Origin of the sequence: Arthrobacter sp. C2, from assembly GCA_024207135.1 — a bacterium.
Taxonomy (GTDB): domain Bacteria; phylum Actinomycetota; class Actinomycetes; order Actinomycetales; family Micrococcaceae; genus Paeniglutamicibacter.
In genome coordinates, this window is the sequence record CP042428.1 from 705679 (window position 1) to 729708 (window position 24030).

A 24030-nucleotide genomic window follows, 5' to 3' on the forward strand; every position below is an offset into this window, starting at 1 on the left:
TCAGACCCGTTGACCCCTTGGTGCCGCCCGGCACCCGGGGGAGCAAGCGGGTGCAGTACTTATCGTCTTGATCCACCAACTAGTTATTTGGAGGCTTCGTGAACACGAACCTTGAAGGCATCATCAGCCCGTCCATCGACTCGCTGCTGACCACCACCGATTCGAAGTACGCACTGGTGATCAACTCCGCCAAGCGCGCACGCCAGATCAACGCGTACTACGCCCAGCTGCACGAGGGCCTGTTCGAGTACGTCGGCCCGCTGGTCGACACCCGCCTGAACGAGAAGCCGCTGTCCATCGCCCTGCGCGAGATCAACGAGGGCATGCTCAGCGTCACGAAGATCGAGGAAGTCGCCGAGTAGAAACTCGGACACAAACGATTTACGACGCGTAGGCGCCGGCGCACCCCGACACCCGACCCCTCACCGGGCGGCCCGGGCCCGGCGCCACGCACTAGCATCGGTGGTAGCAGTGAAGCGCATTGTCCTAGGTGTATCCGCAGGGATCGCCGCCTACAAGGCAGCTTTGCTGCTACGGCTGTTTAAGGAGGCGGGGCATCACGTCGATGTCATCCCCACCACCGCGTCGCTTCAGTTCGTCGGCGCCGCCACCTGGGAGGCCCTGAGCGGCAACCCGGTGCACACCTCGGTGTTCGAGGCGGTGGACACCGTCAACCACGTGCGCCTCGGGCAGGAGGCCGACCTGGTCGTCATCGCCCCGGCCACCGCCGACGTGTTGGCCCGCGCCGCCGCCGGGATGGCCAACGACCTGCTCACCGGCACGCTGCTGGCCACCGGAGCCCCGGTGGTCATGGCCCCGGCAATGCACACCGAGATGTGGGAGCACCCCGCCACGGTCGCCAACGTCGCGACGCTGCGCTCCCGCGGCGTGCACATCATCGAACCGGCCGTGGGCCGGCTCACCGGCAAGGACTCAGGCGCCGGACGGCTTCCGGACCCCGAGGAGATCTTCGCCGCCGTTCGCGGATACCTGGAGGACGAGGCGCCGTCGCGCGCCTCCGGTTCCGGTCCGCTGGCCGGGAAAATCGTCGCGATATCCGCCGGTGGCACCCGCGAGCCGCTGGACCCGGTCCGCTACCTGGGCAACCGGTCCTCGGGCCGGCAGGGCATCGCCCTGGCCAAGGCCGCCCTGGCCGCCGGGGCCACCGTCCGCTTCATCGCCGCACACATGGACCTGCCCGCGCCCGAGGGCGTGGAGCTGATCACCGCTTCCACCGCACGGCAGCTGCAGGGCGCCGTCACCGAGGCCGCGCGCGGGGCCGACGTGCTGATCATGAGCGCCGCGGTCGCCGACTTCCGGCCCGCGCAATACGTGGACGCGAAGATCAAGAAGTCCGACGACCACGCCGACCCGGTGATCACCCTGGTCCGCAACCCCGACATCCTGGCGATGCTCATTGCGCAGCGCGCCGCGGAAGGACGCTCCGGGGACCTCCCGCAGCTGGTGGTGGGATTTGCCGCCGAAACCGGCGACGCCGAAGCCGGAGTGCTGGAATACGGGGCCGCCAAGCTGGCACGCAAGGGCTGCGAGATGCTGGTCGTCAACGAGGTCGGGGAGAACCTGACCTTCGGGACCGACGAAAACACCGTGACCATCCTCTTCGCCGACGGCGCACAGCCCGTGCACGCCTCCGGGTCCAAGGACCGGGTCGCGGCCACGGTCATCGACGCCGTCGCCGGCGCGCTGGGCGACGGGTAACCGAGGCCGGCCGGCAGGCCGCGGGGGCCGGCTGCGATCCTTGGCACACCCCGGTCCGTCATCTGTCGCCGGAACGCGTCGCACGGCGCCGCAATCGGTCACGCAGGCGGCCGCAAGCGGGCATGTGACGGGGCGGAACCGCGAATCTGACCCGGGGCCCGGTTACCGGTAGAGTGGCTGGGTGACTTTAGAATCCCCGCAGCTACGCCTCTTCACCTCCGAATCGGTTACGGAGGGCCACCCGGACAAGATCTGTGACCAGATCTCCGACGCCATCCTCGATGCCATGCTGGCCCAGGACCCCAACTCCCGGGTTGCCGTGGAGACCCTGACCACCACCGGTCTGGTGCACGTGGCCGGCGAGGTGACCACCGACGGGTACGTGGAGATCCCGGAGATCGTCCGGCGCACCATCCTGGACATCGGCTACGACTCCTCGGCCAACGGCTTCGACGGCGCGCGCTGCGGGGTCTCGGTGTCCATCGGGCAGCAGTCCCAGGAGATCTCCGACGGCGTCTTCAACTCCCTGGAGGTCCGCGAGGGCACCGCCGTGGACCCCCGTGACGCGCAGGGCGCCGGCGACCAGGGCCTGATGTTCGGCTACGCGTCCGACGAGACCGCCACGCTGATGCCCACCCCGATCCACCTGGCGCACCGGCTCTCCGAGCGCCTCACCGCCGTCCGCAAGGACGGCACGCTCTCGCTGCTGCGCCCCGACGGCAAGACCCAGGTCACCGTCGGCTACGACGGGGACACCCCGGTCTCCGTGGAAACCATCGTGGTCTCCTCCCAGCACGCCGCCGAGTTCTCCCTGGAGGACCTCAAGGACGGCCTGCTGGCCGAGGTCGTCACCCCGGTGCTCGAGGGCACCGGGCTGGACACCTCCAACACCCGCATCATCCTGAACCCCTCGGGACCGTTCATCATCGGCGGCCCGGTCGGGGACGCCGGGCTGACCGGACGGAAGATCATCGTGGACACCTACGGCGGCTTCGCCCGCCACGGCGGCGGCGCCTTCTCCGGCAAGGATCCCTCGAAGGTCGACCGCTCGGCCGCCTACGCCATGCGCTGGGTCGCCAAGAACGTGGTGGCCGCCGGGCTGGCGCGCCGCGTCGAGGTCCAGGTCGCCTACGCCATCGGCGTGGCGCGCCCGGTGGGCCTGTACGTGGAGACCTTCGGCACCGAGACAGTGGACCCGGCGAAGATCACCGCGGCCATCAACGAGGTCTTCGACCTGCGCCCGCTGGGTATCATCGAAGACCTTGACCTGCTGCGCCCGATCTACCAAAAGACCGCCGCGCACGGCCACTTCGGCCGCGAGGATGCGGACTTCACCTGGGAGAACCTGGACCGCGTCGACGCGCTGAAGGCGTACTTCAACGCCTAGCACCGTTACGGCCGGGACATCCGCCGGGCATCGGGTGCCGCGCCGGGCAGGGTGCGGCACCCGATGCGTTCCTGGCCGTTCCCCGGCCGCCCGGGTGTCGGCGGTAGTGTGATTCTCAAGGCGTAGAAACGGGAGGTGGGGTGCGTGGACCAGTCACTGCAGCCCTCGCTGCTGGCCGGCTTCGACCTGTCCGCGCCGCTGCCCGGAATCCCGCACATGGCCAGCACGCTCCCGGTCGCCCGGGTGGTGATCGATTCGGCCCTCCCGCACCTGGACAGGCCCTTCGACTACCTGGTCCCCGTTGAACTCGATGCGGCGGCGCAACCCGGGGTCCGGGTGAAGGTGCGCTTCGGCGGGCAGGAGCTTGCCGGATTCCTCGTCGAACGCCTCGAGCACTCCGAGCCCGGGATCAAGCTGCAGCCGCTGCGCGCGGTCGTGTCCCCGGAGGTGGTGCTCTCCGCCGAGGTGCTGGCCGTGGCCCGCGCCGTGGCCGAACGATACGCCGGCGGGGTGTGGGACGTGCTGCGCTCGGCCGTCCCGGCCCGCATGGCACGGGTGGAAACCGAGAAAACCGAGACCGGGGATGGCGAACACGGCGGCGAACCGCCCGTGACCGACCCCGCCATTGACGCGCCCGCCGTGAAAGGCCCGGCCGGCGACCCCGGCGGCGACCCGGCGGCGCCGCTGCTGTCCGAATACCACGGCGGAGCCGACTACGCCCGGATGCTGCGCACCGGCCAATCCCCGCGCGCCGTGCTCTCCGCTGTGCCCAACCGCCCCGGGGACTGGCCCGGGCTGCTGCTCGAGGCCTCCGAACTGGTCCTGGCCTCCGGGCGCGGGGTGCTGATCGTGGTCCCCGACGCCCGCGACCTGGCCAGGCTCTGCGCCGTGCTCGACGAGCGGCTGGGCGCACACGCCTATGCCCGGCTGACCGCCGAGGACGGCGCCACCCCGCGCTACCGGAACTTCCTGCGCGTGGCCCGCGGGTCCGCGCGGCTGGTGGTCGGTACCCGCAACGCCGCCTTCGCCCCGGTAAAGAACCTCGGCCTGGCGGTCATCTGGGACGACGCGGACAATTCCCACGCCGAGCCGCGCGCCCCCTACCACCACGCCCGCGAGGTGCTGCTGCTGCGCTGCGGCATCGAGAACGCCGGGCTGCTGCTGGCCGCCCCCGGGCGCAGCGCCGAGGCCCAGCGCCTGGTGCGCAGCGGCTGGGCCCACGAACTCGAGGCCGACCGGAAGCTGCTGCGCGCCCACGCGCCGCGGGTCATCGCCGCCTCGGACGAGTTCGAGGCCGAACGCGACCCGCTGCTGCACGCCGCCCGGCTTCCGGCCGCCGCCTGGCGCGAGGCCAAGGCCGCGCTGGCCCGCGGGCCGGTGCTGGTGCAGGTCGCCCGCACCGGGTTCATGCCGGCGCTGCGCTGCGAACGCTGTCGCACCCCGGCCCGCTGCACCGCCTGCAACGGGCCGCTGGCCCTGGGCGATGCCCGCGGGGCCCCGGCCTGTGGCTGGTGCGGGCTGGTCGCCCACGACTGGAACTGCGCGGAATGCGGATTCATGCGCCTGCGCGCCGCCTCGATCGGGGCGGACCGCACCGCCGAGGAACTGGGCCGGGCCTTCCCGGGCATCAAGGTGGTGGCCGCGACCGGGGCCAAGCCGCTGCACACCGTGTCCGATGCCCCGGCACTGGTGGTCGCGACCCCGGGCGCCGAACCGGTGGCCGCCAACGGGTACGCCGCGGTGCTGCTGCTGGACGGGGACCGGATGATGGCCCGCGAGGGGCTGCGCACCGGCGAGGAGGTGCTCAACCGCTGGATGGGCGCCGCTTCCCTGGCCCGCGGCCGGGATGCCACCGAGGGGCACCCGGGCGGCGGCACCGTGGTGGTGGCCGGGGAGCCGACCGAGCCGATGCGCGCGCTGGTGCGCTTTGACGCCGCGGCCTATGCGCAGGCGGAGCTCGATGAGCGCCGCGCCCTGGGATTGCCCCCGGCGGTGCGCACCGCGATGGTCAAGGGACCGGCGGGAACCGCGGACAAGTTCATGGACGCCCTGGTGCTGGGCGATCAGGTGCGCCGGCACGGTCCGGTGCTGCTGGGGGAGGGCGAGCACCGCTGGCTGCTGTTCTTCTCCTACGCCCAGGGGCCGGCCGTGACCGCGGCGCTGCGTGCGCTGCGCGCCACCTTCAGCGCCGCCAAGGAACCGGTCGTGGCCGTCCGCATCGACCCGGACGGGGTCCTCTAGCTCGTCGGGGTCGTCGCGTCCTGCTGATCCGACTGCCGTGGCCGGTTCCTTCGCCCGTTGGCCGGGTAGGGCGTGCGCGGCATCCCGCGCGGCACCCACGGGTGCTCCGCGCCCAGGAACTCCTCGATCAGCGCCGCGGCCTCGGGCGCCTTTTCGTAGTGGATCAGGTGCCCCACGTCCCCGATCACCCGCAGCGTGGCGCGCGGGAAGGTGCGGGCCAGGGAACGCTGGGCCGGCACCGAGCCGAGTTCGTCCTGCTCGCCGACCACCAGCAGCGTCGGCTCGTTGATCCGGGCCGCCACCTCGCGCACCGTGGCGGTGACCGATGCCGCATAGGCCTCGCGCAGGGTGGAGCGCGAGGTGAACCCGGAGAAATAGCGCCGGTGCTGGTCAAAGACGTAGTCGCGCATCTCCCGGTCCCTGGACTTGAGCATGGCCAGCGACATCGCATCGGTGACCAGCCGGGAGCGCAGCAGCGCCTCTCCCAGGGTGGCCGGCAGGCGAGCTCCGGCGGCGTAGTAGGCGCCCGCGGCGCGGGACATCAGCGCCTGGCTGCCCTCGAGGGCCGGTTCGCAGATCGGGTTGACCAGCACCAGCTGCCCGAAGGACCCCGGGTGCCGGGCCAGGTAGGCGGCGGCGACGATGGTGCCGAAGGAATGGCCCAGCAAGATGGTCTCCGGCCCCAGGTCCAGCTCCCCGCGCAGCGCGCCGATGACCTCGCCGTAGCCGGCCACGTCGTGGAGCGGCCCGCCGGCTTCCGGGGCCCGGCCGGGCGCCGGGAACCCCGGGGCACCGTCCGGCGCGCCGTGGGCCGACACGCCGGAAAACGGTGTCGAGGAGCCGAACCCGGGCAGATCCGGAACGATGATCGTGTGGCCCGGCAGCTGCTCGATGATCCTCGCCAGGCCGTGGTGGTCGCCGCGGAATCCGTGCACCGCCAGGACGACGCCGCGGCAGGGTGCCGTGGCCGGGTAGGTCCAGCAGGACACCTCCGAACCATGCACGTGGTGGAGGCTTTTCAGGGCGCGGCGCGGGGTCTGCGGCGGGGAAAGGGGCATGTTCCCAGCCTATCCCGGGCCACGGGACGGCCGCCGGACATACGCGGGGCCCGCCGCGGTCCGGCCGGGGTTCGGCAACGATTCGCTTACGCTTCACCGCCTGGGCTAGGCACCGGCACCGGAGCCCCGGTAATGTCGAGAAGACCATGTGAAGCACGCTTTACGCCCACTGCAACACCGAAGGATGGCCCCATCGTGGCAGCCACAGCGTCCCACCGATCCGAACTGGCCGCGCTGCGCGCCCGCCCCGGAGCCAAGGTCCTGATCGTGGGCGGCGGCATCAACGGCGTGGCGACCTTCCGCTACCTGGCCATGCAGGGCGTGGACGTGGCGCTGGTGGAACGCGGGGACTACTGCCAGGGCGCCTCGGGTGCCTCCTCGCACATGATCCACGGCGGCATCCGCTACCTGGAAAACGGCGAGTTCCGCTTGGTCCACGAGTCCGTGCGGGAACGGAACCGGCTGCTGGAGCTCGCACCGCACTACGTCAAGCCGCTGCGCACCACCATCCCGATCTTCTCCACCTTCTCCGGGATCCTCTCGGCCCCCATGCGCTTCCTCACCCACCGCAGCTCCAGGTCCACCGAGCGCGGCGCGGTGCTGATCAAGGCCGGGTTGGTGCTCTACGACGTCTTTGCCGGGGCCGTGGGGCGCAACACCCCGTGGCACAAGTTCCGCGGCGCCAAGGCCTCGCTGGCGCAGCTGCCGCTGCTGCGCGGTGACGTGAAGTACACGGCCACCTACTTCGACGCCTCGGTGCACAACCCCGAGCGCCTCACCCTGGATGTGCTGCGCGACGGACTGGAGGCCAACCCCCATGCCCGGGCCAGCAACTACGTCGCGCTGGCCGGGTTCGGCGCCGGCGGCGCCAGGCTGCGCGACGAACTCACCGGGGAGGAATTCGACTTCGACGCCGACGTGCTGGTCAACGCGACCGGCGCCTGGGTGGATCTGACCAACGAGGCCCTCGGCGCCCCCAGCAATTTCATGGGCGGGACCAAGGGCAGCCACATCGTGCTGGACCACCGGGAATTGTTGGAGGCCTGCGCCGGGCGGGAGATCTTCTTCGAGCACTCCGACGGGCGGATCGTGCTGATCTACCCGCTGGGGGACCGGGTGCTGGTGGGCACCACCGACATCGACGCGGACATGGGCGTGCCGGCACGCTGCACCGATGCGGAGGTGGCGTACTTCTTCGACCTCATCCGGCACGTGTTCCCGTCCCTCGAGGTGCGCGAGGAACACATCGTCTACCGGTTCTCCGGCGTGCGCCCGCTGCCGCGCCACGACGACACCGCCCCCGGCTTCGTCTCCCGCGACTACCGCATCGAACGCACGGTGCTGCCCGGCGGCACCACCGAGCTGTCCCTGGTGGGCGGGAAGTGGACGACGTTCCGCGCGCTGGGGGAGACCCTGGGCAAGAAGGTGCTCGCCGAGCTCGGCGTGGCCCCGGGACCGACCACCAGGAACCTGCCCATCGGCGGCGGGCGGAACTACCCCGGCACCCCCGCCGCGCTCGAGGCCTGGTATGCCGCCCGCGCCCCGCTGGCCGGACGCCGGCGGCTCGAGGTGCTGCTGGAACGCTACGGCACCCGCGCCGACACCGTCCTGGGGTTCATCGGTCCCGATGACCCGACGCTGCCGGGGTGCGACGAACTTTCCGCTGCCGAACTTGCCTACCTGGGCACCCACGAACACCTGGGATCGCTCACCGACGTGTTCATCCGGCGGACCTCGCTGGCCTTCCGCGGGCTGGTCACCCAGGAGCTGCTCGAACAGGTCGCCGCGGCCCTGGCCCCCGTGCTTGGCTGGGACCGGAACCAGGCCGCCGCGCAGGTCGCCGAGTGCCGCCGTTTGCTCACCGAGGACCACGGGGCGCACCCGGCGCTGTCCAACGCGTAGGATTCCGCGCAGGGGGGCAGCGTGGCATCGAACACGCTTCGACCCCCCCCTGCCCGAGCCCGCCGCACCGCCCCCACCCGACGCTGAAAGGCACCCCCCCATGAACCATTACGTCATCGCGATCGACCAGGGAACCACCAGTTCCCGCGCCATCGTCTTTGACCACGCCGGCACCGTTGCCTCCACCGGGCAACTGGAGCACGCGCAGATCTTCCCGCACCCCGGCTGGGTGGAACACGACGCGCACGAGATCTGGCGGAACGTGCGGGAGGTCATCGCCGTCGCCCTGGCCGGCGGGAACCTGACCCGGCACGACATCGCCGCGGTCGGGATCACCAACCAGCGCGAAACCACCGTGGTGTGGGACCGGCACACCGGCGAACCGGTCTACAACGCGATTGTCTGGCAGGACACCCGCACCCAGGACATCGTCCAGTCATTGGCCGCCGACGGCGGGACGGACAGATACAAGGCACGCACCGGGCTGCCGCTGGCACCCTACTTCTCCGGCACCAAGGTCAAGTGGATCCTGGACAACGTCGACGGGGCACGCGAACGCGCCGAGGCCGGGGACCTGCTCTTTGGCACCACCGACTCGTGGGTCACCTGGAACCTCACCGGCGGAACCCACGGCGGGGTGCACGTCACCGACGTCACCAACGCCTCGCGCACCCTGTTCATGGACCTGGCGACGCTGGCCTGGGACGAGGAGATCCTCGCGGACTTCGGCGTGCCCGCCTCGATGCTGCCGGCCATCAAGTCCTCCTCCGAGGTCTACGGAAAGGTGGCCTCCTCCCAGCTGTTGCGCGAGGTGCCGGTCGCCGGGATCCTGGGCGACCAGCAGGCCGCGACCTTCGGGCAGGCGGCCTTCGGCGCGGGGGAGGCGAAAAACACCTACGGCACCGGCTGCTTTTTGATCTTCAACACCGGGACGGAAATCGTCCGCTCCGGCAACGGGCTGCTGACCACCCTGGGCTACAAGCTCGGCGACGCGGCCCCGGTCTATGCGCTGGAGGGGTCGATCGCCGTGGCCGGCTCCCTGGTCCAGTGGCTGCGCGACAACATCGGCATGATCTCCACCGCCGCCGAGGTCGAAACCCTGGCCGCCGGCGTGCCGGACAACGGCGGGGTGTACATCGTCCCGGCCTTCTCCGGGCTCTTCGCCCCGTACTGGCGCGCCGAGGCCCGCGGCGCCATCGTCGGGCTGACCCGCTTCGCCAACAAGCACCACATCGCCCGCGCCGCGCTGGAAGCCACCGCCTTCCAGGTCCGCGAGGTGCTCGACGCGGTCAACGCGGACGCGGGGGTCCCGCTGACCGAGCTGAAGGTCGACGGCGGGATGGTGGCCAACGATGCGCTGATGCAGTTCCAGGCCGACCTGCTCGGGGTCCCGGTGGTCCGGCCGACGGTCACCGAAACCACGGCGCTGGGCGCGGCCTACGCCGCCGGACTGGCCGTGGGGTTCTGGAGGGACCTCGGGGAGCTGGAGGCCAACTGGTCCGAGGACAAGCGCTGGGAACCTGCCATGGAGCCGGCCGAACGGGAGCGGCAGATGCGGCTGTGGAAGAAGGCCGTCACCCGCACCTTCGACTGGGTCGACGAGGACGTGCGCTAAGCGGCAGCGTCGGCAGCGAAACCACGCAGGCCGGCGCCGCAGCGTCTCGGCTGCATAACGTTGTGGGACAAAACGCCCCGCGCGATGCACCCGTGGCTAGGGTGGAAGGAACCTCGGCCCGCCCGCTTCGGTGATCGGGCCCTCCCACGCTTCCGCCCCTAAGGGCCGGAAGCCGAACGGACAGGCGGGCACGGCATGCGGGCATTGGCGCGGATCCTTGGCGGTGCGGGCGCGGGTTTGGCGCTGTTCGCGCTGCTGGGCTACCTGGGAATGCATTTCGACTGGCTCAATCGGGGCGTCCGGATGGATGCGGCCGGGATTCCGGTCCACGTGCTGCTGCCACGCAGCGCCTGGGAGTTCGGTGCCGCCATCGCACTGACCGTGGCCCTGGCCGGCTGGGCCGCGGTGCGGCATCTGCGCTCCGCGACGGATCCCGGGGTCGGCGCGGTGGCGGCGGCGGTCGTGGTCCTGGCCGCCTGCATCGTGCTCTTCGGGACCAGCGGGGCGCAGCAGGCCGCACGGTTGGACCCCGCATTCGGCGTCCAACCCCCGTTGTTCGCCCGGGTGCTGTGGCATGGGGCATCGAACGCGGGCAGCTACGCGGCGATCGGCGTGCTGGGATGCGTCGCACTGCTGTCGCGGCGCCCGGCACCGGCCCGAGCGCTGCACCGTGACGACACGGCGGCCTACCGCCGCCCCGTGCCCTAGGGGGTCCGGGACACGGACCCGCGCCCGGCACGGTTCGTGCGGTAGAATTGGCGACATGAACGTTGCGCTCTTGCTAACCTAGCCGTACGGGATACTCCCCGTACGGCCGCCCCTTGATTGCCAAGGGGCTTTTGTGTGTCACGGGCATTTGCGCCAGGCACACCCACTCGGCTCAGCTGGCCAAGAGACGTTCCCCCACAGGCGCACGACAAAAGAAGGCGAAACACGATAGTGAGCACTCAGCCCACCGGCACCGAAACCGCGGACAACGATTCCACCGCAGCGGCCTACAGCTTCCAGGACATGGAAGCCAAATGGGCTCCGGTGTGGGACGAACTAGGGGTCTTCACGCCCAAGGACGACGGCAGTGCCGAGCGCCGCTACGTGTTGGACATGTTCCCGTACCCCTCCGGCGACCTGCACATGGGCCACGCCGAGGCCTTCGCCATGGGAGACGTCGTCGCCCGCTACTGGCGCCAGCAGGGATACGACGTCATGCACCCGATCGGCTGGGACTCCTTCGGGCTGCCCGCCGAGAACGCCGCGATCAAGCGCAACGCCCACCCCTCGGAGTGGACCTACGCCAACATCGACACCCAGGCCGCCAGCTTCAAGCGCTATGCGATCTCCGCCGACTGGGAACGACGCATCCACACCTCGGACCCGGAGTACTACCGCTGGACCCAGTGGCTGTTCACCCGCTTCTACGACAAGGGCCTGGCCTACCGCAAGAACCACCCGGTGAACTGGTGCCCGAAGGACCAGACCGTGCTGGCCAACGAGCAGGTCGTCAACGGCGCCTGCGAACGCTGCGGCACCCCGGTGACCAAGAAATCGCTGAACCAGTGGTACTTCAAGATCACCGACTACGCCGACCGCCTGCTCGATGACATGGACGCGCTGCACGGGCACTGGCCCGAGCGCGTGCTGGCCATGCAGAAGAACTGGATCGGACGCTCCGAGGGCGCGCACGTCGACTTCATCGTCGAGGCCACCGACACCCAGGAAGCACACAAGACCACGGTCTTCACCACGCGCCCGGACACCTTGCACGGCGCCACCTTCTTCGTCGTCGCCGCCGACGCCGAGCTGGCCAACGAGTTGGTCACCGCCGAGCACCGCCAGGCGCTGGAGGACTACCAGGAGCAGGTCAAGGCGCTGAGCGAGATCGAACGCCAGGCCACCGAGCGCGAAAAGACCGGCGTGTTCACCGGCCGCTACGCCATCAACCCGCTCAATGGGGAAAAGCTGCCGGTCTGGGCAGCGGACTACGTGCTGGCCGAATACGGCACCGGCGCGATCATGGCCGTGCCCGCGCACGACCAGCGCGACCTTGACTTCGCCCGCACCTTCGACCTGCCGGTGCGCGTGGTCGTTGACACCGGCGCCGAGGATCCGGCCGAAACCGGCATCGCCACCGCCGGTGAAGGCACCCTGGTGAACTCCGGCGAGCTGGACGGCCTGCCCAAGGCCGAGGGTATCGCCCGCGCCATCGAGATCGTCGAGGCCGCGGGCACCGGAGAGAAGTTCGTGAACTTCCGCCTGCGCGACTGGCTGCTTTCCCGCCAGCGCTTCTGGGGCACCCCGATCCCGATCATCCACTGCGAGCACTGCGGCGAGGTCCCGGTCCCGGACGACCAGCTGCCGGTGCGCCTGCCCGACAACCTGCGCGGCGAGGCCCTGGCCCCCAAGGGAACCAGCCCGCTGGCCGCCGCCGAGGACTGGGTCAACGTGCCCTGCCCGAAGTGTGCGGCACCGGCCAAGCGCGACACCGACACCATGGACACCTTCGTGGACTCCTCCTGGTACTTCCTGCGCTTTGTCTCCCCGAACTACACCGAGGGTCCCTTCGACCCGCAGGCGGTGCGCGACTGGATGCCGGTCGGGCAGTACGTCGGCGGGGTCGAGCACGCGATCCTGCACCTGCTCTACTCGCGCTTCTTCACCAAGGTCATCTTCGATTTGGGCCTCATCGACGTGCAGGAGCCTTTCTCCGCCCTGCTGAACCAGGGCCAGGTGCTCAACGGCGGCAAGGCCATGAGCAAGTCGCTGGGCAACGGCGTGGATCTGGGCGAGCAGCTTGACAAGTTCGGCGTGGACGCCGTGCGCCTGACCATGATCTTCGCCTCCCCGCCGGAGGACGACGTGGACTGGGCCGACGTGTCCCCGTCGGGTTCGCAGAAGTTCCTGGCCCGCGCCTGGCGCGTGGCGCAGGACGTCGCCAGCGCGCCGGGAGTCGATCCGGCCACCGGCGACAAGGCGCTGCGCTCGGTCACCCACAAGGCGGTGCACGAGGCCGCCGGCATGCTGGACACCGGCAAGTTCAACGTGGTCATCGCCAAGACCATGGAGCTGGTCAACGCGACCCGCAAGGCCATCGACTCCGGCGCCGGCGCGGCCGACCCGGCGGTGCGCGAGGCCGCGGAGGCCGTCGCGATCATCCTCTCGCTCTTCGCCCCGTACACGGCCGAAGACATGTGGGCGGCGCTGGGGCACGAGCCCTCGGTCGCCAACGCCGGATGGCCCGTGGTCGACGAGGCGCTGCTGGTCGAAGACACCATCACCGCCGTGGTGCAGATCAAGGGCAAGGTCCGGGCCCGGCTGCAGGTCTCGGTGGACATCACCGCCGAGGAACTCGAGGCGCTGGCCATGGCCGACGAGGCAGTGGTGCGCTACCTCGACGGTGCGGCGGTCGCCAAGGTGATCGTGCGCGCGCCGAAGCTGGTCAACGTGGTCCCTGCCTCCTAGGCACCCGCAAGGTAGCCTGTCTTCCATGGACCAATCGCAGCCCGACCACCAACCGCCGCGGCCCCCGGGCCCCGGCGGTTGGATCGGTCGGCTGCGGGGCCGGAGGCAACGCCCCGGCGTTCCGGGGCAGGGCAAGGCCCAAAACGCGGTCCCGGTGCCCGTGGGCGTGGTGACCGACTCGGCCGCCGCGCTGCCCGAGGACTGGGTGGGGCAGCACGCGCGGTTCCTGCGCGTGGTGCCGATGCCGGTGATGGTCGATGACCAGATCTTCTCCGAGGGCACCGACGACGTGCCCACCGAACTGGCCCTGGGCCTGGCCATGGGCAAGTCCGTGCGCACCTCGCGCCCGGCGCCGGGGCAGATGCTGCGCGCCTACCAGGATCTCGCAGCGGCCGGGGTCAAGGAAATCATTTCGATCCACCTTTCCGGCGCGCTGTCCGGGACGGTGGAGGCCGCACGCCTGGCCGCCGAGTCCTCCCCGGTGCCCGTCACCGTCGTCGATACGCTCACCGTGGCCCTGGCCGAGGGATTCGCGGTCATGGACGTGGTGGAACTGGCCGCCGCCGGAGCCCCGCTGCAGGAATTGCGGGCCGTGGCCGAAAGGGCCGCGGAGAACCACGTGTACTTTGCCGTGCCCTCGCTGGAGCAGCTGCGCCGCGGCGGACGGATCGGGGCCCTGGCCTCGGTGCTGGGCACGCTGCTGAACGTCAAGCCGATCCTGTCGGTGTCCGCCGGCCACATCATCGCCCACGAAAAGGTCCGCACGCATTCGCGCACGCTGGCCCGCCTGGTGGCCATCGCCCGGCAAGAGGCCGCCGAGCGCGGAGCGGAGGTCCGCCTGGCGGTCCACTACTTCGGCAACCAGGAAGCCGCCGAGGAAATCGTGCAGGAACTGGCCGGTGCCTCCGTATTCGAGGTCCTGGCCATCCCGGTGCCCGCGGTGCTTGGCGCCCACACCGGTGCCGGGGTGCTGGCCGTGGCGATTGGCGGCGGCCGGGAACCTGCCGCGCCGGGTCCGGTCCGCCCCGAACCGAAACCCAAGCCGGCACCCAGGCCGAAACCCGAACCCAGGCCCAAGCCGGAGCCGAAGTCCCGCAACGAGGCCCCGCGCCGCGAGGCACGCCGCCGCACGGCCGCGGCGCAGGGGCAAGGTGCACCAAGCGCGCACACCCCGCCCTCGGCGCCCGGCCCGGAGCAGCCCGAAACCCGCTAGCACCGCGGCCGGCAGGTCCGGGCCGCAGCCGGAGGATGGGTCCCCGCAACCAGGGGGTTCTCCACAGCCGGGCACCGAGCCAGGCGCGCCACAATGCAGCTCGGGTGCAATGTATTGCATGGGCTCTCACGAATGGGCGGATCAATCCGCCAGGACCAACCTGGGCCCGGCCCCCGGGCACTTGCGTGTGCTCATCGGCAGATCCGCGGCGATCGTCCTGATCCTTGGTGCCCTGACGTGGATCTCGGTGTCGCTGCTGTTCAACCCGCCCCCGCGTGCGCCAAGCGGAGCGGAGTCCATCCCCCTGGAAGTGGCAGAGACCGGTAAAGCGGGGCCCGCGGTGGATCCGAGTGTCCAGGACGCCCAGGGTTCCCCGGCCGAGCCGCGGGGGAACCCGGAGATGGAAGAAAACCCGGCGGAACCGAAAGCCTCCGGCACGTCGGGCAATGGCGCCACTGCAGTGGTCCACGTGGTCGGAGCCGTGAAGAATCCCGGGGTGTATTCCCTGCCGCTGGGCTCCAGGGTGCTTGACGCGGTGAAACTGGCCGGCGGTCTGGCGAAGGATGCGGCGTCCGAGGCGATCAACCTGGCTGCACAGATCCGTGACGGCGAACAACTCCGCATCCCGCGCCGTGGCGAGACCGGGCAAGTCTCGGCGCCCGGGACCCATGCTTCCGGCGGATCGGACGGCACGGGCGGGCCAGACGCGCCGCCGGGGAAGGTCAATGTAAACACCGCCGATCTAGCACAACTGGAGGAGCTGCCGGGCATCGGCCCGGCACTGGCCGGGAGGATCCTGGAGTTCCGTCAGGCCAACGGGCCCTTCAAGAACCTCGGCGAACTTGATGCCGTCAGCGGCATCGGACCGGCCTTGATGGGGAACCTGCGCGAACACGTGGTCTTTGAATGAGTGTCCCGGGCCGTGGCCGTGTCGGAGGCGGGGTCACCGGGTTCCTTGGGCACTGTAGGACGGGGTGCTGGCCGGAAATTGCGCGCTCAAGCGCAGGGGGTGCCCAGCGTGCAGGCAACCCGTTGCAGCGTGCCGCTCGTCGACGGCGGGCGAGTGGAAGGCTGCGCACGTCGCGTCGGGTCAGCCGGCCGATGCTCGGCGGACCGGCAACTCGTGGCCTGTCGCAATGCGGCCGAGGCGATCGGTGCAACGAATCGAGTGGCGGAAAATATCTAAGTCCGGCGCGTGTCAAGACGCTGCCGAACTGATCGGTCGTTGAATCGGTTGATCGCTGCGATGACGGCCAGGGTTGCCGCGGCGCACACCTGGCGCCGTGGGCAGCGGAATTCGCGGCTGAGGGGAAACCAATTGACTCGTGGGTTGATACGGATTCCAGTACCGACCATGACGTCCACCATGACGGAGCCGGGCCAGATCCCACCAATGAATGCGGCACCGATGCTCGTTCGACCAGGAGTAGCGAGAGAACAACAGGTGAGTTAGTTATGGCGGCAGCGCTCGAATTTGCGTTGATGGTTCTTGGCCAGGAATACGTGGCGCTTCCGACTTCGCAGGCTACTCTTCCGGCTGCTTGGTGACCGCCCACGCCGTGAAGGGGCCGTTGCCCATGCGGTTCAACGAGTCGATCTCGACCCCCGCGGCGATCAGCGTGTCATGAATGCATCTGATGACTTCCTCGCCCATGTAGCCTATGTGCTTGGTTTCCCACCGCAGTTTCCGTTTGCCGGCATGAATTTCCAGGTACAGGCCGTTATGGATCGAGCGAAGCACAACTCGGTCAATACCGGAGAACGGGATCACTTCGGGTTCGCGTCGCCAGGTCCTGGTCAATTCCAGCCGATCCGCGTAGAGCGTCTCGGAATGACCGTGTAAAGCAACAGCTAGACACAGGCATCCAAGGGCAACGACTCCGGTGAATATCCGCCCACCGGGAGTTGTCGTCCCCCCATCAATGGCCATCACCGTGAAAAAGATGAACATGCCCGCGAAAAAAATTACTCCACCATTCCCGTTGGAATGGTGCAGCACTCCGTCTTCTTGTTTCATATCCCTTGTAGCTTATTACGGGATCCGTGAACCTGTGGACGGTCGGTCGTTTGGGGATTTTTTTGCCCGCCCATCCTGTTGATATCCCGCGGCGCATGGCCGGCTGTCCCGCGGCCCGGTTCAGGGAATCTGATCCATCGGCGGTGACGCCCTGGCAAGACGTGACGAGATGCGCTGAGCCCGTGCGCGAGAGATCCGCGCCTCCACGCTCGCCGCCACGGCACGGAACCCCGGCATGCATGCACCAACATTGACCGTTGAGCCGGACCGGCCAAGACCCCCGTTCCACCGTGCAGGACAGGCTGCAGGCGTTCCCCACATGCGGGCACCCTATGGAGCACACCTCAACGGGGATCATGTGACTTGGGGGCGTGGGTTCTCGCAAGTGGGGCGATCATGCCGCGGGCCGCAAGCGGAATCCGGCTTCCGCCAGGGGCAAGCGTACGGATGCCTTGCGCGCCCGAATGGCCCGGCGGACGCAAGCGGAGCCGGATCCCGAGCCCGGTCGGGTTGATCTCCGCGGGTGCTGGGCGTTGGCCGGTGCCTGGGTTGCGGCGCTGGGAGGACTGCAGCTGCACCAGGTGTTCTGTGCGGTGGGTGTGTGGCTGTTTCCGCTTGATAGAGTTGTCAAGCGTCGTCCATACCAAAGGCTAAGTGCATAGCCTTTGGTATGTTTGGGTGGTGACCGCAGATAAGCAGCAGTCCGGCGTCTGGCCGGCGACCGGATACGAAGCACGCCCGTGGGTGCGCGCCGGGAACGAAGTAGCCTCACGTAGGGCCAAGCTCCAGGCCCGCGGCGACTACCGGGCCGCCGTCCCGCCGCTCATCGCTGCAACACCGGTTGCACTGCCCGCCGAGACGATCGCCCTGGCCGATGATGCGAGCCAGGAACTCGCCCGATTCGACGCCGAGGCCGGAACGATCGCCGCCCCGTTCGCATCCATCCTGCTGCGCAGCGAGTCTGCTTCCAGCTCGGAAGTGGAGAACCTCACCTCCAGCGCCAAGCAGGTGGCCCTCGCGGAGATCGGCGAGTCGAAGTCAGGGAACGCGCGCCTGGTCGTTGCAAACGTTCGCGCGATGACCGCGGCCATCGCGCTGTCCGACCAACTGGATGAGCACTCGATCATCGCGATGCACGATGCGTTGCTGCGGGACACTGCGCCCGAATATGTCGGCGACTGGCGCAACGAACAAGTATGGATCGGCGGCGGCAGCATTTCGCCGCACGCCGCAGCGTTTGTGCCGCCCCACCACACCCGCGTTTCGAGCCTGATGGCCGACGTTGTCGCATTCGCCCGGCGCACGGACGTGCCGGTGCTCATCCAGGCGGCGATTGCGCACGCGCAATTCGAGACCATCCATCCTTTCCCCGACGGCAACGGCCGGACCGGGCGGGCACTCCTGCAGGGCATGCTCCGCCACGGCGGCCTGACCCGCAATGTCACCGTGCCCGTCTCAGCTGGGCTCCTCCACGACACCGATGCCTACTTCCGCGCGCTGACCGAGTATCGGGCCGGGAACACAAGCGCCATCGTCACCGCCGTGGCCGAGGCATCCTTTGCCGCGATCCGGAACGGGCGCGTACTCGTGAGGGACATCCAAGACGCTGCTGCGCGCTGGGACGACTTGGTCGTGGCCCGAAGCGACTCATCCGTGCACAAGGCGAAGAGCTACCTGCTCCGCCAACCCGTGGTGAACGCAAAGACCCTGGCCGGTGAGTTGCAGATCAGCGACGTCGCGGCCCAGAAAGCCATCGACCGGCTGGTCGACGCCGAGGTGCTCACCCAGATCAGCAGCGGCCGACGGAACCGCATCTGGCAGGCGACGGAAATCCTCGCCGCACTCGATGCATTCGGCGCGCGAGCCCGGCGTCGCCGCGGCTGAGAGGCGCAGAAGGGTCCGGGCCTGCGCTTCCGCCTGCTATCGCGGAGAACGCATCGGGTCATGGAGCAGTATTCGTGTGTCGTCCCGCCACCATGGGTTTATGCCACCCAGCACTGGCCCCGCGAGCATGCAACGTCAGGCGTATGGTCGATTGCCATGCGTGGAATTCCCAACCCCTGGTGGTGTCAAGCACTCGCAAGGAGCCGTGCTGAGGGGCGCGGCGGTTGATGATCAGGCGACGATTCCGGTCCGGACGAATTCACTGGTGGCATGGGTCTTGCCCTGGGCAGGTTTGCTACTGCAGGCGATAGCGTCACCAAAAGAGAGCGTGGGTGAACCACGCGGTGGAGCAGCGCCCGACACAACCACCAAAATTGCCCATGGAACCGGCCAGCCCCGGGAGTGCAGGAAGCGACCAGCACCCCTGCTGTCGGCCTCCGGGTTATCGGCCGTGTTTCTCCACAGCCGGGCACCGACCCTGAACGCACGGCAGCGGGATCGTGTGCACTGGAGGGCATGGGCTCTTATAAGCGGCGTGAACAAGCCGCTGGAGGAAAGCGGAAGCCGGCCCGCGCCATGGGTGGGCTCGCGGGCCTGATGCAGGCAGCCTTGGCCCGGCGTTCGAATGGGGAGCCGGATCGGGAGCCCGGCCGGGTTGACCTGCGCGGGTGCTGGGCGTTGGCCGGTGCCTGGAGTGCGGCGCTCGGCGGGGTGCAGCTGGGACAGCTGCACCAGGTATTTTGGGCGGTGGGATTGTGGCTGCTTGCGGGTGCCGGACTGCTGGCCTTGTTGCGCCCGCGGCACGGGCGCCTGGGGCCGGCTGTGACGCCCAGCTTTGCGGCTCCCGCCCTCTGCTGTGCCGCAGCGGCTCTGGTGTTCACGCAGCTGGTGCTGACAGGTGCCGGGACCAACCCCGACGCGCTGGAAGAGGCGGCCCGCGACGGGTCCCCGGTGCGGATACAGCTGGCGTTCACCGAGGCCCCGCGGGCATCGATGCAAACGGACAGGTTCTCCGAGGATGCCCGGCCGCACCGGCAGTTCACCGTGGACGCGCGTGCCCTGGTGGTTGCCGGCAATGGCCGATGGAGGGTCTCCGGGGTGCCGGTGCGGCTGAGCTGGCCCGAATCGGGGAGCCCGAGGATCCCGCTGGCCGGCGGAAGCACCGTCGAGGTGCTGGCCACCGTTGCCGCCAGCGAACCGGGGGACAGGCAGCACTTCTGGCTCAATGCCGCGGCCGGCCTTGAGCCGGTGGGCAACCCGCCTGCCCCGGGGGTGTTCCAAGCCATGCGGGAACGCTTTGTCTCCGCCGCCGCGGTGTTGCCACAGCCTGCCCGGGCGCTGCTTCCGGGCATGGTGTTCGGGGACCGCAGCGGGATGGACGAGGCACTGGGCGAGGCGATGAAGGTCGCGGGTCTCTCCCACCTCAGCGCGGTCAGCGGGGCAAACTGTGCCATGGTGCTGGGTTTCGTCATGTCCCTCGGGCGCTTGCTGGGACTCGGACGCCTGCCCACGCTCGGGCTGGGCCTGGCGGCGTTGCTCGGATTCGTGTTCCTGGTGGGCTACGAACCCAGTGTCCTGCGCGCGGCGGTGATGGGCACCATCGCCGCGGTGGGCCTGCACGCCTCCCGCGGCAGGAACGCCCTCGCGGCCCTGCTCCTCGCCGTCGTGCTGCTGCTGGCCACCGATCCCTGGCTGGCCGGCGAGCCCGCGTTCCAGCTTTCGGTCCTGGCCACTGCCGGCATCGTGGTCATCGGCCGGCGGATGGCCGCGGGGCTGAACCGGTGGATGCCGGCCATCCTGGCGGAGGGGACAGCGATTGCGCTGGCCTCGCAGATCGCCTGCCTGCCGGTCCTGGTGGTGCTGAATCCGGCATTCTCGCTGTACTCGGTCCCCGCGAATCTCCTGGTCTCGCCGTTCATCGCCCTCATCACCGTGGCCGGGACGCTGGCCGTGGTGGTCCTGATGATCTTCCCGCTGGCGGGCATGGCACTGGTGTGGGTGGCCGGGATGCCCACCATGCTGGTGGGTCTGGTGGGAACCTGGATCGCCGCGCTGCCCGGGGCGCTGCGTCCGTGGCCGGTCGGGGTGGCCGGCGTCCTGCTTGCGTGGGGAATCGTCCTGGGAACGCTGGTGGCGCTGGGCCACGTGCATCCGTCCACCGGATCGTGGCGATCGCGCACGGCCCTGGCCGCCCAGGGCGTGGTGACCGGGGTGCTGCTGGGCCTGCTGTTGCCGGTCACCGCGCTGGTGCCGGCACCCGTCGTCGACTGGCTGGTGGTTGCCTGCGATGTCGGCCAGGGCGACGGGCTGCTGATCAATGCCGGGGACGCCGGGGCGGTGGTGGTCGACACCGGCAGGACCCCGGAGGACATCGCGGCCTGCCTGCAGCGGATGCGCGTGAGGAAGGTGGCCGCATTGTTCATCACCCACCGCCATGCGGACCACGACGGCGGGATTTCCGGGGTGGGCGAGCGGCGGCCCGTGGAGGACCTCTATTACTCGGCGGCCGATGACCCGGCGGATCCGCCCCGGCTCACCGATTCCCGCGGCACCAAGCCGACCGCCAGCCAGCTCGGTTCCGGGGCGACGGGAAGGGCCGGGACCGTGGACTGGCGGGTCCTGGGCCCGATACCCCACGGGGTGTTCACGGGGGAGAACGACGCTTCGCTGGTGATCCGTTTCGAGGTCGAGGTGCCCGGCAACCCACGCCGAATCTCCATCCTGGCAACCGGGGACATGGAGGACGAAGCCATGGGCCAGCTCATCGACCAGGGGCTGATCGGGCACGCGGACGTGCTCAAGGTCTCTCACCACGGCGCCGAGAATGGCGGGGTGCGCACGGCGTCGATCGTCCGCCCGGCGGTCGCACTGATCAGCGTGGGCAGGGAGAACACCTATGGCCACCCCTCCGACACGGCGCTTCGGGCGCTGGAGGAGAACCACGTGGTGGCGCTGCGCACCGATATCCGCGGGACCATCATCGTGGGCTGGGACGGAAAGGGGTTGGCGGTTTCCTCCCTCGGGCCGGGCCCGGCATCGGGACCGTGATCGACACGAATACCGGACAACCATAGGGGATATGCCGCTTTCCGGGCTTGGGGATAGGATCGATGGGGTTGTTCAAACACTAGGTAAAGGTCGGTCATGGCAGCGCCACGAGGCACATCCAAGAACGCGGGCATTTCATGGCGGTCCGTGGCTCCCGCGCCACTGGTCCTGTTGCAGGGTTCCGAGGAATTGCTGGCCAGCCGCGCCTTTGATGCCGTGCGTTCGGCCCTGCGTGCCGGTCCCGAGATCGAGCTGGTCCGTTTCGAAGCCAACAGCTACGAACGCGGCGAACTGCTGCTGGCCTCCAGCCCCTCGCTGTTCAGCGAAACCAAGCTCATCGAGGTACGCTCGATGGCCGCGATGAACGAGGATTTCCTCAACGACGCCCTGGCCTACGCGAAGTCCCCGGCGCCGGATACCACCTTGGTCATGCACCATTCCGGGGGAGTGCGCGGGAAGAAGCTGCTGGATGCGCTCAAGGCCGCCGGAGCGGTCCTCGTTGACTGCCAGCCGCTGAAAAAGGATTCCGAGAAGGTCGACTTCGTCACCCAGGAATTCCGGGCGGCCAAGCGCAAGCTCAGTGCCGAGGGTGCCCGCGCCCTGGTTGCCGCACTGGGCAGCGATCTCTCGGAACTGGCTGCCGCCTGCTCCCAGCTGTTGCAGGACGCCACCGGGGCCATCGACCAGGACATGGTCGACAAATACTATGGCGGCCGCGTCGAGGCCACCGGGTTCAAGGTTGCCGATGCCGCCTTGGCGGGCCGGGCCGACATCGCCCTGAGCACGCTGCGCCACGCGTTGGCCACGGGGACCGACCCGGTGCCGATCGTCGCGACCCTGGCCATGAAGCTGCGCCAGGTCGCCAAGGTAGCCGGGGCACGCAAGTCCTCAGGCCAGCTGGCCAGCGAGTTGGGCATGCCGCCGTGGCAGGTCCAGCAGGCCCAGGAACAGGCCCGGCATTGGAACGTCGACGACATTGCCCGCTGCATCCGGCTGGTCGCGGAGGCCGATGCCCAGGTCAAGGGCGCGTCGCGCGACCCCGAATACGCCGTGGAGCGGGCCGTGACCCAGATATCGTTGGCAGCACGCCGCTAGGCAGGCCACACGCGGAGCCGCGAAGCCGGACGAGCCTCAGGTCCCGGACCGCGGCAACGGACCGGCTGCCGGGGGTCTCTGGGGCAAGGGACCGAACGGGCGCAGGAACCCCAGCCGGGAGACCAACGCCATGGCGTAGCGGTTCCATAGTCCACAAAAGAACAGGACCGCGGCACTGGCACTCACCATCGCGGCCAGCACATCCGAGGGATAGTGAACCCCAACGTAAAGGCGCGAAAGCGCCAGTCCGACCACCATCACGGCGCCGAGAACCACCGAGAACCGTTCCCGTCGGGTTCCGCGGGCCAGGAACCAGATGGCGAAGGCCAGGCCCACGGCCAGGCTCACGTGCCCCGAGGGGAATGAGTCAAAGCCGGTTTCGGGTGCCAGCGGGTCAGCGAGCAGGGCCGGGTTCGGCCGCGGCCGTTCCACGACGACCTTGACCAGTTGGGCTGAAAGCCAGCCCACGGAGGCGACGGACCCGAAAGCCAGCGCATTGACCGGGGCGCGGCGCACGACCAACAGGAACAGGCAGGCCAGCGCCAACAGTACAGACCCGCCCACGGGACTGAAAATCCCACTCAGGGCCATGGCCGCCGCGTTGAGCACCCCGTCGTGGTGCCGGCTGAGCTCCTGGTCCACCACCAATTCCGCACCCGCATAGCCCGGGATGAAACGGGCACTGAAACCCAGGACCAGCACCGCGGCGCCAAGCATGCCGGGAACGATGATCCATCGCCGGATCTGCGGCAGGGATTCCAGTCGCAAGGCCGGATGTGTTCGGGCGGGTTCCCGTCGCGGTGCGGTGTCATCGCTCATGGATCGGTGGTAACTCGCTTCCGGCTCCGTTGCTGCTCGAGGCGGCCCCCGAACGGGAACCGGACCGAGCCTATCCGGGCCGGCAGGGTGTTTCCTGCAAGCACCGTGGGGAAAGAAGCGGAAATCGGGTTAAGACACAAAAGGCTTCCGTTCCCCTAGATATGGAGGAAAGGAAGCCTTTTGCTTCAGTGACGCAATCCTTAGAGGGCGTTAACCTTCTTGGAGATGGCCGACTTGTGGTTTGCTGCGTTGTTCTTGTGCAGCACACCCTTCGTGGCGGCCTTGTCGATCTTGCGGCCAGCTGCAACCAGCGCGGTTGCTGCTGCATCCTTGTCTTCGGCTGCAACGGCAGTGTTCACTGCGCGGATTGCGGTGCGAAGCTCGGACTTGACGGCAGCGTTACGCTGGCGCGACTTCTCGTTGGTGAGAATGCGCTTCTTCTGGGACTTGATATTAGCCACTGTATTAAACTCTCTTGCTCATCGCTTGTAATGGTCGGTGAGGGATATCTTCCGGGCCATTGACTGAGCGGCGTGGGGATACCTATGGCGACCCGGGAGAAGTGCCCGTCGACCT

17 protein-coding genes are annotated in these 24030 nt (G+C 69.2%); 13 read left to right on the plus strand and 4 right to left on the minus strand.

Annotated elements, in window-relative coordinates; all coding sequences use genetic code 11:
* Positions 1-98: 98 nt before the first annotated feature.
* The 4 genes from rpoZ to FPY90_RS03300 all read left to right on the plus strand — a co-directional run bounded on the left by rpoZ (position 99) and on the right by FPY90_RS03300 (position 5347).
* Positions 99-362: a DNA-directed RNA polymerase subunit omega gene (gene rpoZ / locus FPY90_RS03285; RefSeq protein ID WP_071215081.1), complete on the plus strand. Its 264-nt coding sequence runs from the start codon at positions 99-101 to the stop codon at positions 360-362.
* A gap of 109 nt (positions 363-471) precedes the next feature.
* Positions 472-1719 (plus strand): bifunctional phosphopantothenoylcysteine decarboxylase/phosphopantothenate--cysteine ligase CoaBC, encoded by a 1248-nt coding sequence (gene coaBC / locus FPY90_RS03290; protein ID WP_498683790.1) that lies wholly within the window; start codon positions 472-474, stop codon positions 1717-1719.
* A 181-nt stretch (positions 1720-1900) separates the two neighbouring features.
* Positions 1901-3106, plus strand: a complete 1206-nt coding sequence (gene metK / locus FPY90_RS03295) for a methionine adenosyltransferase (RefSeq protein ID WP_071215079.1) — start codon at positions 1901-1903, stop codon at positions 3104-3106.
* Positions 3107-3250: 144 nt separating this feature from the next.
* On the plus strand, positions 3251-5347 hold the full coding sequence (locus tag FPY90_RS03300) for a primosomal protein N' family DNA-binding protein (RefSeq protein ID WP_498683793.1): 2097 nt from the start codon (positions 3251-3253) through the stop codon (positions 5345-5347).
* Here FPY90_RS03300 and FPY90_RS03305 read toward each other — a convergent pair.
* Positions 5344-6405 (minus strand): alpha/beta fold hydrolase, encoded by a 1062-nt coding sequence (locus FPY90_RS03305; RefSeq protein ID WP_498683795.1) that lies wholly within the window; start codon positions 6403-6405, stop codon positions 5344-5346. The genes FPY90_RS03300 and FPY90_RS03305 overlap by 4 nt on opposite strands.
* 195 nt (positions 6406-6600) lie before the next feature.
* On the opposite strand from FPY90_RS03305, the gene FPY90_RS03310 reads away from it, so the two are divergent.
* The 6 genes from FPY90_RS03310 to FPY90_RS03335 all read left to right on the plus strand — a co-directional run bounded on the left by FPY90_RS03310 (position 6601) and on the right by FPY90_RS03335 (position 15501).
* Positions 6601-8307: a glycerol-3-phosphate dehydrogenase/oxidase gene (locus FPY90_RS03310; protein ID WP_498683797.1), complete on the plus strand. Its 1707-nt coding sequence runs from the start codon at positions 6601-6603 to the stop codon at positions 8305-8307.
* Positions 8308-8407: 100 nt separating this feature from the next.
* Positions 8408-9922: a glycerol kinase GlpK gene (gene glpK / locus FPY90_RS03315; protein WP_498683799.1), complete on the plus strand. Its 1515-nt coding sequence runs from the start codon at positions 8408-8410 to the stop codon at positions 9920-9922.
* A 195-nt stretch (positions 9923-10117) separates the two neighbouring features.
* Positions 10118-10630 carry a hypothetical protein gene (locus FPY90_RS03320; RefSeq protein ID WP_498683801.1) on the plus strand — a complete coding sequence of 171 codons (513 nt, stop codon included), beginning with the start codon at positions 10118-10120 and terminating at the stop codon, positions 10628-10630.
* A 231-nt stretch (positions 10631-10861) separates the two neighbouring features.
* Positions 10862-13378: a leucine--tRNA ligase gene (gene leuS / locus FPY90_RS03325; protein WP_498683803.1), complete on the plus strand. Its 2517-nt coding sequence runs from the start codon at positions 10862-10864 to the stop codon at positions 13376-13378.
* Positions 13379-13403: 25 nt separating this feature from the next.
* Positions 13404-14591 carry a DegV family protein gene (locus FPY90_RS03330; RefSeq protein ID WP_498683804.1) on the plus strand — a complete coding sequence of 396 codons (1188 nt, stop codon included), beginning with the start codon at positions 13404-13406 and terminating at the stop codon, positions 14589-14591.
* A gap of 118 nt (positions 14592-14709) precedes the next feature.
* Complete coding sequence (locus tag FPY90_RS03335; RefSeq protein WP_498683806.1) at positions 14710-15501, plus strand: ComEA family DNA-binding protein; 792 nt, start codon at positions 14710-14712, stop codon at positions 15499-15501.
* 615 nt (positions 15502-16116) lie between these two features.
* Here the strand turns inward: FPY90_RS03335 and FPY90_RS03340 are convergent.
* Entirely contained in the window at positions 16117-16608 is a 492-nt protein-coding gene (locus FPY90_RS03340; RefSeq protein ID WP_498683810.1) for a hypothetical protein, read from the minus strand.
* 681 nt (positions 16609-17289) lie between these two features.
* Between FPY90_RS03340 and FPY90_RS03345 the strand changes: the two genes are divergently transcribed.
* The 3 genes from FPY90_RS03345 (at position 17290) to holA (ending at position 22635) form a co-directional block, all read left to right on the plus strand.
* The gene (locus FPY90_RS03345) at positions 17290-18492 is read left to right on the plus strand and encodes a Fic family protein (protein WP_498683812.1); all 1203 of its coding nucleotides are present in this window, start codon (positions 17290-17292) and stop codon (positions 18490-18492) included.
* Positions 18493-19068: 576 nt separating this feature from the next.
* Positions 19069-21540, plus strand: coding sequence for a ComEC/Rec2 family competence protein (locus FPY90_RS03350; RefSeq protein WP_498683813.1), 2472 nt, complete (start codon positions 19069-19071; stop codon positions 21538-21540).
* Positions 21541-21636: 96 nt separating this feature from the next.
* Complete coding sequence (gene holA / locus FPY90_RS03355; RefSeq protein WP_498683815.1) at positions 21637-22635, plus strand: DNA polymerase III subunit delta; 999 nt, start codon at positions 21637-21639, stop codon at positions 22633-22635.
* 36 nt (positions 22636-22671) lie between these two features.
* Here holA and FPY90_RS03360 read toward each other — a convergent pair whose 3' ends face one another.
* The gene (locus FPY90_RS03360; RefSeq protein WP_498683817.1) at positions 22672-23454 is read right to left on the minus strand and encodes a phosphatase PAP2 family protein; all 783 of its coding nucleotides are present in this window, start codon (positions 23452-23454) and stop codon (positions 22672-22674) included.
* 200 nt (positions 23455-23654) lie between these two features.
* Positions 23655-23915, minus strand: coding sequence for a 30S ribosomal protein S20 (gene rpsT, locus FPY90_RS03365; protein WP_071215068.1), 261 nt, complete (start codon positions 23913-23915; stop codon positions 23655-23657).
* Positions 23916-24030 lie beyond the last annotated feature (115 nt).

Excerpts from the sequence above, each read along its gene's own strand:
- FPY90_RS03305 (WP_498683795.1), bottom strand. The coding sequence starts at position 6,405 with ATGCCCCTTTCCCCGCCGCAGACCCCGCGCCGCGCCCTGAAAAGCCTC.
- glpK (WP_498683799.1), top strand. The coding sequence starts at position 8,408 with ATGAACCATTACGTCATCGCGATCGACCAGGGAACCACCAGTTCCCGC.
- FPY90_RS03320 (WP_498683801.1), top strand. The coding sequence starts at position 10,118 with ATGCGGGCATTGGCGCGGATCCTTGGCGGTGCGGGCGCGGGTTTGGCG.
- FPY90_RS03330 (WP_498683804.1), top strand. The coding sequence starts at position 13,404 with ATGGACCAATCGCAGCCCGACCACCAACCGCCGCGGCCCCCGGGCCCC.
- FPY90_RS03335 (WP_498683806.1), top strand. The coding sequence starts at position 14,710 with ATGGGCTCTCACGAATGGGCGGATCAATCCGCCAGGACCAACCTGGGC.
- FPY90_RS03340 (WP_498683810.1), bottom strand. The coding sequence starts at position 16,608 with ATGAAACAAGAAGACGGAGTGCTGCACCATTCCAACGGGAATGGTGGA.
- FPY90_RS03350 (WP_498683813.1), top strand. The coding sequence starts at position 19,069 with ATGGGTGGGCTCGCGGGCCTGATGCAGGCAGCCTTGGCCCGGCGTTCG.
- holA (WP_498683815.1), top strand. The coding sequence starts at position 21,637 with ATGGCAGCGCCACGAGGCACATCCAAGAACGCGGGCATTTCATGGCGG.
- FPY90_RS03360 (WP_498683817.1), bottom strand. The coding sequence starts at position 23,454 with ATGAGCGATGACACCGCACCGCGACGGGAACCCGCCCGAACACATCCG.